Origin of the sequence: uncultured Sphaerotilus sp. (genome assembly GCF_963924895.1) — a bacterium.
Classification (GTDB): domain Bacteria; phylum Pseudomonadota; class Gammaproteobacteria; order Burkholderiales; family Burkholderiaceae_C; genus Sphaerotilus.
The window spans coordinates 117,197-131,891 of record NZ_CAWURG010000026.1 but is presented as its reverse complement, the minus strand read 5'-3'; the positions used below and the strand labels follow the sequence as shown (position 1 = coordinate 131,891).

At 70.3% G+C, this 14,695-nt stretch carries 13 protein-coding genes; 7 read left to right on the top strand and 6 right to left on the bottom strand.

Annotated elements, in window-relative coordinates; genetic code table 11:
- The 4 genes from AABN02_RS11325 to nadC form a co-directional block, all read right to left on the bottom strand.
- On the bottom strand, positions 1 to 591 hold the full coding sequence (locus AABN02_RS11325; protein WP_338415040.1) for a hypothetical protein: 591 nt from the start codon (positions 589 to 591) through the stop codon (positions 1 to 3).
- 20 nt (positions 592 to 611) lie between these two features.
- Positions 612 to 1,418, bottom strand: a complete 807-nt coding sequence (locus tag AABN02_RS11320; protein WP_338415039.1) for a hypothetical protein — start codon at positions 1,416 to 1,418, stop codon at positions 612 to 614.
- A gap of 7 nt (positions 1,419 to 1,425) precedes the next feature.
- Entirely contained in the window at positions 1,426 to 2,118 is a 693-nt protein-coding gene (locus AABN02_RS11315; RefSeq protein WP_338415038.1) for a DUF2589 domain-containing protein, read from the bottom strand.
- A 173-nt stretch (positions 2,119 to 2,291) separates the two neighbouring features.
- Positions 2,292 to 3,164 carry a carboxylating nicotinate-nucleotide diphosphorylase gene (gene nadC, locus AABN02_RS11310; RefSeq protein ID WP_338415037.1) on the bottom strand — a complete coding sequence of 291 codons (873 nt, stop codon included), beginning with the start codon at positions 3,162 to 3,164 and terminating at the stop codon, positions 2,292 to 2,294.
- A gap of 59 nt (positions 3,165 to 3,223) precedes the next feature.
- Between nadC and AABN02_RS11305 the strand changes: the two genes are divergently transcribed.
- On the top strand, positions 3,224 to 4,150 hold the full coding sequence (locus AABN02_RS11305) for a LysR family transcriptional regulator (protein ID WP_338415036.1): 927 nt from the start codon (positions 3,224 to 3,226) through the stop codon (positions 4,148 to 4,150).
- On the opposite strand, the gene AABN02_RS11300 is transcribed toward AABN02_RS11305, so the two are convergent.
- Both AABN02_RS11300 and AABN02_RS11295 read right to left on the bottom strand, forming a co-directional pair.
- Entirely contained in the window at positions 4,077 to 5,726 is a 1,650-nt protein-coding gene (locus tag AABN02_RS11300) for a GDYXXLXY domain-containing protein (RefSeq protein WP_338415035.1), read from the bottom strand. The two genes, AABN02_RS11305 and AABN02_RS11300, sit on opposite strands and share 74 nt — an antisense overlap.
- Positions 5,723 to 6,628, bottom strand: coding sequence for a DUF2157 domain-containing protein (locus AABN02_RS11295; protein WP_338415034.1), 906 nt, complete (start codon positions 6,626 to 6,628; stop codon positions 5,723 to 5,725). Before AABN02_RS11295 ends, AABN02_RS11300 begins: the two co-directional genes overlap by 4 nt.
- 256 nt (positions 6,629 to 6,884) lie before the next feature.
- On the opposite strand from AABN02_RS11295, the gene AABN02_RS11290 reads away from it, so the two are divergent.
- From AABN02_RS11290 to AABN02_RS11265, 6 genes are all read left to right on the top strand, one after another.
- The gene (locus tag AABN02_RS11290; RefSeq protein ID WP_338415072.1) at positions 6,885 to 7,550 is read left to right on the top strand and encodes a substrate-binding domain-containing protein; all 666 of its coding nucleotides are present in this window, start codon (positions 6,885 to 6,887) and stop codon (positions 7,548 to 7,550) included.
- Between the two features lie 47 nt (positions 7,551 to 7,597).
- The gene (locus AABN02_RS11285; protein ID WP_338415033.1) at positions 7,598 to 8,626 is read left to right on the top strand and encodes an amidohydrolase family protein; all 1,029 of its coding nucleotides are present in this window, start codon (positions 7,598 to 7,600) and stop codon (positions 8,624 to 8,626) included.
- 346 nt (positions 8,627 to 8,972) lie between these two features.
- Positions 8,973 to 10,532, top strand: coding sequence for a FecR domain-containing protein (locus AABN02_RS11280; protein ID WP_338415032.1), 1,560 nt, complete (start codon positions 8,973 to 8,975; stop codon positions 10,530 to 10,532).
- Positions 10,529 to 12,949 carry a CHASE2 domain-containing protein gene (locus AABN02_RS11275; RefSeq protein ID WP_338415031.1) on the top strand — a complete coding sequence of 807 codons (2,421 nt, stop codon included), beginning with the start codon at positions 10,529 to 10,531 and terminating at the stop codon, positions 12,947 to 12,949. The genes AABN02_RS11280 and AABN02_RS11275 overlap by 4 nt, the downstream gene beginning before the upstream one ends.
- Positions 12,950 to 13,047: 98 nt before the next feature.
- Entirely contained in the window at positions 13,048 to 13,731 is a 684-nt protein-coding gene (ligK, locus tag AABN02_RS11270; RefSeq protein WP_338415030.1) for a 4-carboxy-4-hydroxy-2-oxoadipate aldolase/oxaloacetate decarboxylase, read from the top strand.
- Between the two features lie 24 nt (positions 13,732 to 13,755).
- Entirely contained in the window at positions 13,756 to 14,694 is a 939-nt protein-coding gene (locus AABN02_RS11265; RefSeq protein WP_338415029.1) for a DUF1932 domain-containing protein, read from the top strand.
- Position 14,695 lies beyond the last annotated feature (1 nt).

Sequence of the window (14,695 nt, the reverse complement as noted above, 5' to 3'; positions counted from 1 at the left end):
TCAGGAGGGCGTGGCCGGCCGCAGCAGCGGCGCCAGCAGATCGTCGATCAGCAGCAGCACGTCGTAGACCGCGAATTGCAGGTTGATGCGCAGCGCAGCGCCGCCCGTGCCGGTGTCGCGGGTGAGCGCGGCCCAGATCGCCTGCAGCGTCGGCTGGTCGGGCGGGCCGCTACCGAGCAGCGGCTGCAGCAGCCCGCGCTCCAGCCCGGTGGCCAGCAGCGCGCCGAGCTGCTCGCGCAGGGCGTCCAGCTTCGACAGCGTCTGGCGGTAGTCGCCGCCGATCTGCGCCTCGGCGGCGGTCAGCACGCGGAACACGGTGCGGCGCACGCCATCGCGGCGCGGGCGCATCGGCTCCAGCGTGCGCGGGTCGGTGCCGCGGCGCGCGGTCACCAGCTCGGCGCCCATGGCGAGGAAGCGGGTCTGCAGGTCGTGCCGGCCCTGGCGTTCGTACAACGCGGCGGCTGCGGCGAGCAGGGTCGATACCGCCGCGTCGATGTCACTGTCGCCCGCGTTGTAGCGCGCGAGCTGCCGGCCGAGATCGACCAGCAGGGCATCGGTCTGGGCGAGTTGCTGGTGGAGGATGGGCCGCATGGCGTTTCACCGGACCGGCGTCATTCGAACTCGACCACCTGCGTCACCTCGCCGGTGGTGTCGTCCCGGACCGAGCGCACGAAGAAACCTTCCTCGACCAGCTCGGCCTTGATCGTGAACACCGAGGTGGCGTCGCTGCCGTTCTTGATGAGGTTGGTTTCCGGATCGACCAGCAGGTTGTCGATGCCCACCTTGTCCACCACGACCGCGCCCTTGATGCCGGCCAGGATCTCGGTGTACGCCTGCTTCGAGAGTTCGTTGTTCGGGCTGTACTTCTGGTACTGCTCGACCAGCTTGCGCTCGCTCAGCCACAACTGGAGGATCGTGCCCCAGCCGAAGCTCACCATGCCCTCGGGGTGGCCCAGGTCGTTGCTGGTGAGCAGGGCCTCGTAGAGCAGCTTGATGGCCTCGCCGCTGTTCTGCGGGGTATCGCGGGAGGACGTGCCGGCGGGTGCGCTGGTGGATGTGTGGAGGGATTTTCGGTTCAGAAACTCCAGCTTGATGAGGTCCGGCTTGACCAGGATCCGCCCGCCCGCAGCGCGCAGCGTGTACTCGATGCTGGAGAGCTTGCCGCCGATGAAGTCGACGAAGGTGCGCACCGGCATCGTGAACTTCAGCGTCGAGGTGTAGCGCGCCCCGGCGATCAGCACGGGAATGGTCAGCTCCATCTTCGGGATCTTGAAGCGCGGCGTGGTGAAGTGCTGCAGCACGGGATCCTGTGCATAGGCGAGGGCGACCTGCCGGGCGTACTCGTCCGACATCTGCCGCGCCTTGATCAGCTCGCGGAAGATGTAGCCGGTGTAGTCGGACAGCGTGATCTCGGACATGGTGCGCTCAGGCGGCCAGCATGTTGAGGATCTTCTCCAGCCCGGCCGGGATCTCGTCCTGCACCGCCTTGACGTTGACGCTCAGGGCGTATTCCTTCTTGACCTCGACGCCGGTGGACGACTGGCGCTGGTACGACGCCGACACCTTGAAGTTGACCGGCCCGAAGCCACCGCCCGCCGACACGCTCACGCCGAGCTGGTCCGAGACCTTCGACGACTCGACCGAGTTCAGCTTGACCTTGAAGTCGATGATCACGTGCTCGATGCGCAGGCTCGGGATGGGCAGCATCGCCAGCAGCGGCACCTTGATGGCAATGTCCTTGTTGACCTCGTTGCCCTCGGCGTCCACATCCTTGCGCGAGTGGCTGAAGTCCACCATCACCAGCTTCTTCTTGCCCTCTTCGTCGGTCTCGAAGCCGACGGCGTTGATGAAGTTGACCGTCGCCAGCGAGGACGCGACCTGCGCATCGACGGCGGCCTGCAGCGGCCCGCCGATCATCTTGCGGAAGTCGATGTTGTTGAGTTCGCTGGTCAGATTGGTGCTGGGGCCGGCCCGCGAGGCGATGTGGCCTGACGCCGCGGCGACAGCCTTGTCCAGACCGCGACCAACCGCGGTGGCGGTGGCCTCGATGTCCGCAGGGGAGCCGGTGGCGGGCGTGGTCGTGGTGGTGGCGGGAACGTTGGGCTTGCTGGTGGCCATGAGAATCTCCTTGGCTGTCCGGGGAGGGACGGCAACACGCCGTGGTGGGCAGTGAGGAGATTCTGGGAACGCCCCGGATTCGGGGCATCCTCAGACTTGTGGATCAATCGGCGTCAGCGGGCGAAGAAATGCCAAAAAAATCACGCTTTGCGCGCCGAGTCGGGGCCGTCCCTTCAGCCGAGGACCCGCATCGACAGGTCGATCGCGTGCACGTCCTTGGTCAGCCGGCCGATGGAGATGCGGTCCACGCCGGTGGCGGCGATCTCGCGGATCGTGGTCATGTCGACGCCGCCCGAGACCTCCAGCAGCGCGCGCCCGGCGTTCAGCGCCACGGCGGCGCGCATGTCGGCGAAGGAAAAATCGTCGATCAGCACGCTGGTGGCGCCGGCTTGCAGCGCTTCTTCCAGCTCAGCCAGGTTTTCCACCTCGATCTGGATCGTGACGCCCGAGTGCAGCGCCTGCGCCGCCCGCAGCGCGCCGGCCACGCTGCCCGCGCTGGTGATGTGGTTTTCCTTGATGAGGATGCCGTGCCACAAGGCCAGCCGCTGGTTGGCGCCGCCGCCGACGCGCACGGCGTACTTCTGCGCCTGCCGCAGACCAGGCAGCGTCTTGCGCGTGTCGAGCACCAGGCAGCCGCGCGGGTTGGGCGACAGGCCGGCGATGGCGTCCACATAGCTGCGCGTCACGGTGGCCACGCCGGAGAGCATCTGCAGGAAGTTCAGCGAGGAACGTTCGGCGCTGAGCAGGGCGCGGGCGTTGCTGCGGATGCGGCAGACCTCGGTGGTGGCGGTGAAGGTGTCGCCCTCGGAGAGGAACCACTCGATCTGCGCGGCCGGGTCGCAGGCCAGCACGCAGGCGTCGAACCAGTCGCGGCCGCAGAGCACGCCGTGTTCCTTGGCCATCACGCGGGCGTGCACCTGGCGCTCGCCGGGGACCAGCATCGCGGTCCAGTCGCAGCGGCCGATGTCTTCGTAGAGGGCGTCGCGCACATTGCGCTGGCGCGCGGCTTCGAGGGTTTCGTTGTCGTCGAAGGTCAGGGTCGTCATGGTGGTGGCAGAGCGAAACGGCAGAGAAGGCGAGGGTAGCACCGTGCAATCATCCCGCCATGGACCTCAAGCAACTCGACTACTTCGTGCACGTCGCCGAGCACCGCAGCTTCAGCAAGGCTGCGCTGGTGCTCGACATCGCCCAATCGGCGCTGAGCCGGCAGGTGCGGGCGCTGGAGATCGAGCTGCGCGAGACGCTGCTGCTGCGCAACGGCCGCGGCGTGGTGCTGACCGAGGCGGGGCAGCGGCTGTTCGAACACAGCGTGGGCATCCTGCAGCGGGTGCAACTGGCGCGCGACGAGATGGCCGCCACCCGCGACGAGCCGCTGGGCCGCATCACGGTCGGCCTGCCGCCCACCATCGGCCGCCAGCTCACGATGCCGCTGATCGACCACTTCCAGCGCCGGATGCCGCAGGCGCGGCTGGCGATCGTCGAAGGTCTGTCGACGCACATCACCGAATGGATCACCTCGGGCCGGGTCGATCTGGGCCTGCTCTACAACCCCGAGGCGCGGCCGGCGCTGGAGATCGCGCCGCTGCTGGAGGAGCGCCTGTGCCTGGTGCAGCGCCTGGAGCCGGGCGATGCGGTGGCGCGTGGGCCGGTGCCGCTGGCGCAGTTGGCGGCGGCGCGGCTGGTGCTGCCCGAGCGGGCGCATGTCATCCGGCGGCTGCTGGACACGCAGGCGATGCTGGCCGGCCTGACGCTGGACATCGCCTGGGAGGTGTCCAGCGTCGCGTCCATCATCGACCTGGTGTGTGCCCGCTACGGGCAGGCGGTGCTCACGGCCAGTGCGGTGGCGGCGTCGGGGCGGGCGGATGAACTGTCGGTGCGGCCGATCACGGCGCCGAGCCTGTCGAGCGTGCTGTGTCTGGCGGCGTCGTCGCGCCAGCGCAGCACGCCGCTGATCCGCCTCACCCGCCGCTTGCTGGAGGAACTGGCGCGGGGCTTGCCGCAGGCAGCGGCAGCGCAGTCGCTGCCGGGGTGAGCGGCTGGGGCCGGATCGGTCGCAACTCGGCGTCTGCCAGACCGACCAGCAGCGCGCGTCCGTCTGGCTGCACCCGGAATTCCCCATAGCGCGCCGTCTGCCAGCGCGCGCCGTCGCCTTCGCGGAAGAACCAGGCATCCGACACGACCACCCAGCGCCCACTCTTGGGCGTCAGGGCGATGCGCAGCGCGTCGGCGGGCAAGGTCGCGTCGGTCGCGGTGTCTGCCAGCCGCTCCAGCGTGGCCACGCCGCGGGCGTCGAGGCGGGCGATCGCCACCGGTTGCGTCAGGCGGTCGGCGCCATCGAGCTGGCTGCGCAGCGTGTCGCTCAGCCGGTAGTTGAGCGCCATGAAGTCGCCCTGCATCAGCGAGCGCGGATCGACCGGGGCCAGTTCGATGTAGACCGTCCGGCCGTGGGCGATGAGGTCTTCCTTCTGCCAGATGCCGACGTTGGCAACCACCAGCACGGCCACGGCGCTCAGCGCGATGCCCAGCCGCGCCCGGTCAGGCACTGGGCTGGCGGGTGCAGCGACGCTGGTGGCCGCAGTGCGCCCGGCGTGCAGGCCCCACCACGCGAGCAGCCCGAGGGCCGCGCCCGTGCCGGCGAGCACGGCGGCCTTGGTCGCCAGCGGCCAGTCCAGCGTGTAGTAGAACGCGCTGATGATCCACACCGCCGCCAGCGCCGCGGCGGCTGCACGGCGGGGCTGGTGCGCGGTGATGCAGCACGCTGCCAGCCACCACGCCGCACCCAGCCACGGCAGGAAACCGGCGAGCACCAGCGCCACGGCCAGCACGCCGGTCCACCACGGGCGCTGCAGCGCGGGCAGGCGGCGCCAGAGCAACACCCCGGCCGCGGCCGCCAGTGCCGCCGATCCCCACGCCGGCCAGGATGTCCAGGCGTGCCGACCGAACAGGATCAGCTCGCTGCCCACCCGGCCGGGGGTCGGGTCGAGCATGGCGCCGACCAGAAAGCCCATCCCCGAACTGCCGGCCAGCGCCGCGAGGGTCGCCAGCAGCCAGCCGGTGCCGATGGCGTCGAGCGTCGTGGCCGACGGGGTGGGCGGTGAGTCCGTGGTGCGCTGGCGCGGGGTGCCGGCCGCCAGCAAGGTCCAGAGCAGCACGGCGGCGTGGGTCGACAGCCACAGGCTCCGCGGCCCGCGGGTTCCCAGCCCGACCATCAGCAGCCCGACCGTGCACGCGCCCAGTAGCGCCTGCAGCCACGGGCCACGGATCACCAGCGCCACCCCCAGCGCCACCACGGCCAGCACCAGCGAGGCGCCGAGCGTGGGCAGGTCCCGGTACAGCCCGAAGCCCAGCAACACGCCACCCAGCAGCAGCATCGGTACGGCCATCTGTTCGACAAAGGTGCCCACCCCCTGCGCGCGCAGCACCACGCCCGCGCCCACCAGCAACAGCGGCGCCACGACATACGGACCGATGCCCGACATCAGCAGGTCGCCCAGCAGCAGGGCGACGACGCCCGCCAGCGGGATGGTGGCCAGCCAGGCGCCCAGCGCGGTCAGCAGGACGACGGGCCAGGGGCGTTCTGAAGGTGTGGAGGTGACGGTGGTGGTCATGCCGAAGCTCCCGCGGGCGCCGGACGCCGGGCCAGCTTGAGGATCCGCGAGACGCTGAACGCCAGCAGCCCGGCGGCGCACACACCAAGCAGCAGCAGGCGCCCGATCGGGTCACCTCCGCCCCGTTCCCAATCGAACAGCAGCCGCGCCAGCCCGGCCACCAGCAGCGTGTCCAGCCCGAGGGCCACGGCACTGAGCGCAAACACATCGAAGCTGCCGGGCCAGTACAGCAGCGCCGCGGCGCCGGCCAGCAAGCCCAGGCCAACCAGGTAATGCACCGACACAGTGCGGTCGAACAGGCCCCAGAGTGCCGCCGCGCTGACCATCACCACCGTCAGCGTCACGCTGCCGCGGAAGGCCCACGGACCGGTGCCGAGCCTGGCGTGGAAGGGCGGGCTGGTCAACGCACAGACGGCGGCCGCCAGGGTCCAGCCAATCAGGTAGACGGGCAGATCCGCCGGGTCGCTGCGCCACTGGTGGCCGGTGTGTGCCTGCACCCAGAGCACCACCCCGGTCAGCGCGACCAGCCCCCAGGGCGCCCACACCACGTCGCTGCGCACCCCGAGCGCCAGCGGCACCGCCAGCCCCGCCCACAGCGCGAAGAGCTGCCACGCGTCCGCACCCGTCTGGTAGGTCTGCCCGAAATACGCGAACAGGCCGCCGATGCCCAGCAAGGCGAGCAGACCCGCCGCCGGACGCGCTGCCCGCAGCCGCCACGCCAGCGCACAGGCGCCGACGACACCCGCCTGCAGCAGCGCGAACTGGCCGCTGCGCCCGAGCGCGTCCCAGTTCGCGGCGATCCAGAGCACCAGACCGAAGCCGGTCAGTCCGGCGGCGGCCGCGGACAGGCCGAGCAGCGCGCGTCGGTCGCTGGCTGGTGACAGGGGTGAGGGTGTCTGCATGGGCACTGCTGGCGTCTGGGGTCGGTGGGGCGGTTCGCTGCGACCAGCGTAGCACTGCGGTCGGCTGGTTCACCAGCGTGGCTGGCGGATATGCCGGGCTGGTATAGCAGCTAGTGCGTCAGTCCGCTGTTCGGCATGGCGCGAGATGGCCAGAATCCGGCATCCACTGCTTGGCTTCCCTGCACCCCCCGACATGACCGCTGCCACGCCCACCCCGTCCGCACCCACGCTTGCCGGCCTCCGCGGCATCTCCTCGATGGCTACCCGCCAGGTGCTGGCCGATCTGGCCGTTGCCTTCACCGAGCGCGGCGGCGCGGCGGTCGCGATCGAGTCGGTGGGTGGCGTGGACGCTGCCCGGCGCGTGCTGGCGGGCGAAGCCTTCGACGTGGTGTTCCTCGCCGCGGACGCCATCGACAAGCTGATCGCGGCCGGCCGCGTGCTGGCCGACAGCAAGGTCGATCTGGTGCACTCCGGCGTGGCGGTGGCCGTACGCGCCGGGGCGCCGCGGCTGGACATCGGCTCGGAAGCCGCCGTGTGCGCCGCTGTGCAGACCGCGCGCAGCGTCAGCTATTCGACCGGGCCGAGCGGTGTCGCGTTGGCGAAGCTGTTCGCGCGCTGGGGCATTGCCGACACCGTGGCCGACAAGCTGGTCACGCCGCCGCCTGGGGTGCCGGTCGGATCGCTGGTGGCGAGCGGGGCGGTCGAACTTGGCTTCCAGCAGTTCAGCGAGCTGGTCAACCTCGGCGGCATCGATGTGCTCGGCCCGCTGCCGGCCGAGATCCAGATCACCACCACTTTTTCCGCCGGCGTCTGCACCTCCGCCGCGCCGGCGCAGGCCGCGGCCGTGCGCGAGATGCTCGCCTTCATGGCCTCCGCCGACGCGGCCGACGCCAAGCGCCGCCAGGGCATGGACCCGGCCTGAACACGGCCCCTCACCAGATTCATCAGAATTCACCAGGAGACTCCCCCATGATCATCGACGTCCACGGCCACTACACCACCGCCCCGGCCGCCCTCGGCCTCTGGCGCGACCTGCAGATCGCGGCGCTGAAAGACCCGTCCAGCGCGCCGAAGCCCTCGGACCTGAAAATCAGCGACGACGAGCTGCGCGAGTCGATCGAGACCAACCAGCTCAAGCTGATGAAACAGCGTGGCTCGGACCTGACGATCTTCAGCCCGCGTGCCAGCTTCATGGCGCACCACATCGGCGACTTCCAGACGTCGAGCACCTGGGCGGCGATCTGCAACGAGCTGTGCTTCCGCGTGGCCGAACTCTTCCCGGACCACTTCATCCCGGCCGCGATGCTGCCGCAGTCGCCCGGCGTCGATCCGGCGACCTGCATCCCCGAGCTGGTCAAGTGCGTCGAGCAGTTCGGCAACGTCGGCATCAACCTGAACCCGGATCCGTCCGGCGGCCACTGGACCTCGCCGCCGCTGTCGGATCGGTCGTGGTACCCCCTCTACGAGAAGATGGTCGAGTACGACCTCCCCGCGATGGTCCACGTCTCGACGAGCTGCAACGCCTGCTTCCACACCACCGGCGCGCACTACCTGAACGCGGACACGACCGCGTTCATGCAGTGCCTGACGAGCGACTTGTTCAAGGACTTCCCGACGCTGAAGTTCCTGATCCCGCACGGCGGCGGCGCGGTTCCTTACCACTGGGGCCGCTTCCGTGGCCTCGCGCAGGAGCTTAAAAAACCGCTGCTGAGCGAGCACCTGCTGAACAACATCTACTTCGACACCTGCGTCTACCACCAGCCGGGCATCGACCTGCTGACCAAGGTGATCCCGGTGAAGAACATCCTGTTCGCTTCCGAGATGATCGGCGCCGTGCGCGGCATCGACCCGGAAACCGGCCACTACTACGACGACACCAAGCGCTACATCGCCGCCACGGCGAACCTGAGCGACGACGAGCGTTTCCAGATCTACGAAGGCAACGCGCGGCGCGTCTTTTCGCGCCTGGACACCGCGCTCAAGGCCAAGGGCCGGTGACCGAAGGGGCGGGGCGGCCCGGTACCGATGGCCGCCATCTGTCCCGTTGTTTTTGACGGATTTCCGTGAACTGCCCGCTGTCCGCGCGGGCCGGGTGGTGCCCAAGGCTAAACTCAGGACCTGGTGTTTCATTCCTTTCCTGGCCCTACACGTCTCCATGCCGCCTCGTTCCTGGTTTTGCGTGCAGAGCTTCAGGGGTTCGCTGACTTGGCGCACCACGCTGTTCGTTGCAGGCGCGTTCGCGTTCTCTGCAGGCGCCCATGCGGTGGCCACTGCGCCGACAGCACCTCCGCCGGTGCCTGTGTCTGCCCCTGTCCCCGGGGCAGAACCCAGCGTTCTCTACACCTTGACCGTCACCGGCCGTGACACCCTGATCGCCCTGGGCCGCCGCTTTCTGGCCGATCCCCGTCAGTGGCCACAGTTGCAGTCGTTCAACCAGATCGCCGATCCCCGCCGCTTGCCGGTGGGCACGGTGCTGCGGATCCCGCTGCGGCTGATGGTCACGGAGCCGGTGCCGGCCACGGTGGTGGCGGTGTCGGGCGATGTGCGCGGTGCAGATGGCCGGTCGATCGCCGAGGGGCAGACGGTGCCGCAAGGTGGCAGCCTGCGCACGGGCGACGGTCAGGCGACCATCCGGCTGGTGGACGGCACCGTGCTGAAACTGCGGCCCTCGACCGCCTTGCAGGTGGACGTTTCCCGGCGCTTGCCCCGCGTGGGCGGAGTGCTGTCCGGGGTGCAGGTGCAGGAGGGCCAGGTGGAGGTGAAGGCGCAGAAGGCCGCCAACACCGGGCTGCCGGGCTTTCGGGTCAGCACGCCGCAGGGGCTGCTCGGGGTGCGGGGCACGGAGTTCCGGGTGGCCGTGGACGGCCGCGCCGAGGTGACGCGCAGCGAGGTGCTCGAAGGACAGGTGGCGGCCGACGGACTCCGCGGCGGACCCGGTCAGCGGGTGAACGCCGGTTTTGGCGTCGTGGTGGACCGCACGGGTGACGTGCAGCCGCCGGTCCGCTTGCTGGCGGCGCCGGATCTTTCGGCGCTGCCTGCGCTCCAGGAGCGGTTGCTGGTGCGCATGCCGCTGGCACCGCAGCCGGGTGCCGTGGCCTATCTGGGGCAGATCGCGGCCGACGCCCGTTTCGAGCCGGTGCTGCAGACGGTGCGCACCGCGGTTGGCACCGCCGGCACTTCGCTGCGTTTCGCGGATCTGCCGGACGGCCGCTATGTCGTGCGCGTGCGGGCGGAAGATGCGCAGGGACTGCAGGGCCTGGACGCCCAGCACACCTTCACGCTGAAGGCCCGTCCCGAGCCACCGCTGCCCACCAACCCCGCGCCGGGCGCCATCCTGTCTGCAGTGCCGCTGGAATTCGCCTGGACCGCCTCGCAGGAGGCCGGCGGCTACCGCTGGCAACTGGCCCGCACCGAGGACTTCCGCGAGCTGTTGCACGACCGGCGTGGTCTGGTGCCGACGTCAATCCGGATCACCGATCTGCCGCCAGGGGTGTACCACTGGCGTCTGGCCAGCGAGCGCAGCGCCACCGACCAAGGGCCGTTTGGCGCCGTGCAACGGCTGGAACTGCGAGCGCTGCCCGCGCCGCTGGCACCACCCGTCGTCGGCACCGGCGGCATTCGGTTGAGCTGGGAAGGTCTGCCCGGCCAGACCTTCGAGGTCGAGTTTGCGCGTGACGCCAGCTTTGCCGCTGTGGAGCTGGCGCGCCGGACCGAGGCGCCCGCGCTGGAAGTGATGCTGCCGGGCACCGGCCGCTACTTCGTGCGGCTGCGGGCCCGCGATCCGGATGGCTACCTCGGCCCCTACACCGCGCCCCAGCAGTTCAGCATCCCCAACTGCCTGCGCGACGGCCAGGGGCGCTGCGCCATGAGCAACGCGGGTCAATCGGTCCTGATCGGGCCATGAAGACCGGGGCGGGCCGCGCGCGCCTGCTGGGGGGCACGGCGGGTGTGGCCCTGGTGCTGGCGGCGCTGGCCTTTGTCCTGCCACTGAGCGGCTGGACCTGGCGGGCGGACCGGCTGGTCTACGACGTCGGCCTGTCCGCCTGGCGCCGCCCGGTGCCCGAAGGCATCACGATCGTTGCCATTGACGACGCCAGCGTGGCCGCCATCGGTCGCTGGCCCTGGCCGCGCGCGGTGCATGCCACCTTGCTGTCCCGGCTGGCCGAGGCCCATCCCAAGGCGATCGGTCTGGATGTGACCTTCAGCGAGCCCGACCCCGATCCTGCGCAGGACGTCTTGCTGGCGCAGCAGCTCGCCCGGGCGGCCCCCGTGGTGCTCTCGGTGGACTGGATGCTCGCCGGACCGTCGCAGCCGCCGCAGCTGTTGACCCCCGTCACGGGCCTGCCGCCCGGGGTGAGCCTGGGCACGGCCGAGGCGTCGGTGGATGCCGATGGGGTGATGCGCCATGCCTTCCTCTCGGCGGGATCGCTGCAGTCGCCGGTGCCCCACATGGCCGTGGCGCTGCTGCGCGCCGCTGGCGAATCCCCCGCGCCGAACCTGCCGGTCACCGCAGACGAAGAGCTGGACCTCGCCGCTGGGCCGTGGCACCGCAGCGGCCGTTTTCTGGTGCGCTATGCCGGCCCGCCGGGGCAGCTGGACCGGGTGTCCTATGTCGATGTGCTGCGCGGCACCGTTCCGCCGGAGCGGCTGGCGGGGCGCTATGTGCTGGTCGGCATGACCGCCACCGGGCTGGGCGATACCGTGGCCACCCCGGTGAACCGCCAGCGCCATGCCATGCCCGGCGTCGAGGTCCTGGGCCACGCGCTCTACACCCTGCGCAGCGGGGACACGGTGCTGGCCGTGTCGCCACTGGCCAGTGCGGCGCTCTCTGCGGTGCTGGTGCTGGTCCTGATGGCCGGCATCCAGCGGCTGGGGGCGCGCTGGGCGCTGGCGCTGGCGCTGGGCGCCTGGCCGCTGGTGATCGGGGCCAGCCTGATCGCGCTGGGGTTCGGCCTGTGGTGGAGCCCGGTGTCCTGGGCCTTGGCGGCGGCCCTGGCCTATCCCCTGTGGAGCTGGCGGCGCCTGGAGCAGGCGGTGGATGCGCTGGATGCCGAGATCGGGCGGCTGGTGCCGGAAAGCGGCTCGGACTTGGGCATGGCGGCCCGGCCAGCGGCGCGGCGGCGCGACGTGCTGGCCTTGCGGCTCGACACCTTGCAGACCGCCACCGACACCCTGCGCAGCGCGCGCAACTTCCTGTCCGACGCGCTGGCAGGCATGCCCACCGCGATGGCAGTCACCGACCAGCGCGGCCGCGTGCTGCTGGCCAATGCGCTGGCGGCGCAGCTCTTCGAGCTGGACAAGGCCGAGGACATGCAGGGCATGGAGCTGCCGGGTCTGCTGGTGGAGTTCGTGCCGGTCAAAGGGGCCAAAGGCGTGGACGTGGACCTGGAGGCGATCTTCCAGCCCGGCAGCGCCCCGCCGGTCGATTGGGCCGTGGAGGCGCGGGCCGAGCGTCTGGGGGATTTCCTGCTGCACTTTGCGCCGGTGTTGCTGCTGGAGCAGCCGCGCTGGGTGGTGACGTTTTCCGACGTGAGCGCGATCCGGCAGGCGCAGCGCCGACGCGACCGGGCCCTGGCCTTCGTCTCGCACGACCTGCGCTCGCCCGCCGACACCATCGTGCTGCTGGCCGGCCAGTACCAGCGCGGCCGCGTCCAGATGCCGCTGGAGACCTTCCTGGTCGAAATCCAGCGCCTGGGCGCGCGCACCCTGCAACTGGCCGATGACTTCGTCCGGGTGGCGCACGTGGAGTCGCGCCCGCTGCAGGTGTCGTTCGTGGCCGTGGCGGCCTTGCTGGACGAGGTGGCGGCGGACTTCCGTCCCCAGGCGGTCGCGGCCGAGGTGACCCTGGCGTGGCGCCATGACCCGGCCCAGACCCAGCCAATCGTCCCTTTGGCACCCTGGCCCATGGACCGGGCACTGGTGCAGCGGGCGGTCGGCAACCTGGTCTCCAACGCGATCAAGCACAGCCCGGCTGGTGGGCAGGTCACGGTCCTCGTGCGGTTCGACGCCGGGCGAGACGCGCTTTGCCTCACCGTGTGGGACCAGGGGCCTGGACTCTCGCCGGAGCAGCGCCAGCGCCTGAACCACGGCGACGACGGCCTGCCGACCAATGACGCAGGGGGTGTCGGACTTGGCTTGCAGTTCGTGCAAGGCGTGGCCCAGCGCCACCGGGGCCGGCTGCAGGCGCTGGAGGATCAGGCGGAGGCGGCGGGGCGCTTCGAGCTGGCCTTGGGGCGCCCGGACACCGCGCTCCGGTCCCAGGGGAAACTCAGCCTCGACGGGGTGGTGCAACAAAGCCCAGTCGATGCCAAAACGAGATAGCTGCTAGTTGTCCATCTGCCTAGTCGGCATGACTTGCGCTGGTCAGAATCCGGATCAACCGTCTTGACCCCCTTGTGTCCCGCTTCAGGAAGCCAGCCATGTACGAACTCGGCGTTGTCTACCGCCACATCACCCGCGCCAACCGCGAGGCGACCGACCGCCTCGCCGCCCTGGGCTCCGCGACCGTCCACGAGGCGATGGGCCGCGTCGGCCTGCTCAAACCGTACATGCGCCCGATCCAGGTCGGCACGCAGGTCTCCGGCACGGCCGTCACCGTGCTGCTGCAGCCGGGTGACAACTGGATGATGCATGTCGCGGCCGAGCAGATCCTGCCGGGCGACATCGTCATCGCGGCGGTCACCGCCGATTGCACCGACGGCTACTTCGGCGACCTGCTGGCCACCTCGTTCCAGGCGCGCGGCGCCCGGGCGCTGGTCATCGACGCCGGTGTGCGCGACGTGAAGACGCTCAAGGAGATGGGCTTCCCGGTGTGGTCCAAGGCGATCAGCGCCAAGGGCACGATCAAGGCCACGCTGGGTTCGGTCAACATTCCCATCGTCTGCGCCGGGATGCTGGTGCACCCCGGCGACGCGATCGTGGCCGACGACGACGGCGTGTGCTGCGTGCCAGCCGCCCGCGTGGTCGAGGTCGCTGATCTGGCGGCCAAGCGCGAGAGCTTCGAAGGCGAGAAGCGCGACAAGCTGGCCTCGGGCATCCTGGGGCTGGACATGTACAAGATGCGCGAGCCGCTGGCGAAGGCCGGCCTGAAGTACATCGACTGAAACCTCGGCAGCGGAGCGCGCACGATGACTAATCTGACCCATCTGACCGATCCCATGCGCTGGCATGTCGGCCTCGTCGGCTACGGCGAAGTCGGCCGCATCCTGGCCGAAGACCTGCGTGCACAGGGCGTGGCAGTCAGCGCCTACGACCTGAAACTGGCGACGGACGCCGGCGCGCCGTTGCGCCACCACGCTGCGGCGCACGGCGTCACGTTGGCCGGCAGCCATGCACTGCTGGCCGCCCGCAAGGACTTCATCGTCTCCGCGGTGACGGCCAGCCAGACGGTGGCGGTGGCGTTCGCCTGCGGACCCCACATCCAGCGGGATGCCTACTTCCTGGACTTCAACTCGGCCTCGCCCGGTGCCAAGCAGCGCGCCGCCGGGCTGATCGACGTGGAAGGCGGCCGCTACGTCGAGGGCGCGGTGATGACCAGCATCCCGCCGTACCGGATCAAGGTGCCGCTGCTGCTGGGCGGCGCGTTCGCGGCCGAGCTGTCGCCGCTGATCAATGCGCTGGGCTTCGCCTCCACGGTGGCGAGCGAGCGGCTCGGAGTCGCTTCGGCGACCAAGATGTGCCGCAGCGTGGTGGTCAAGGGCCTGGAAGCCATGGTCATCGAGAGCTTCACCACGGCCCGCCACTATGGCGTCGAGGACGCGCTGATCGCCAGCCTGCAGGAAACCTTCCCCGGCATCGACTGGGAGCAGCAGGCCGCCTACTTCTTCCAGCGAGTCATCGCGCACGGCCGGCGCCGCAGCGAGGAGGTGCGCGAAGTCGCGGAAACCGTGCGCGACGCCGGTCTCGCGCCCTGGTCGGCCATCGGCACCGTCGAGCGCCAGGCCTGGGTGGCCGATCTCGCCGACCAGGGACTCTTCGGCCCGCGTGGCTCCCCCACATTCGCCCGCAGCGCCGACTGGCGTACGGAAGCCGACCGCATCCTCGGCCATGTCGAGCGCAAGGACTGAA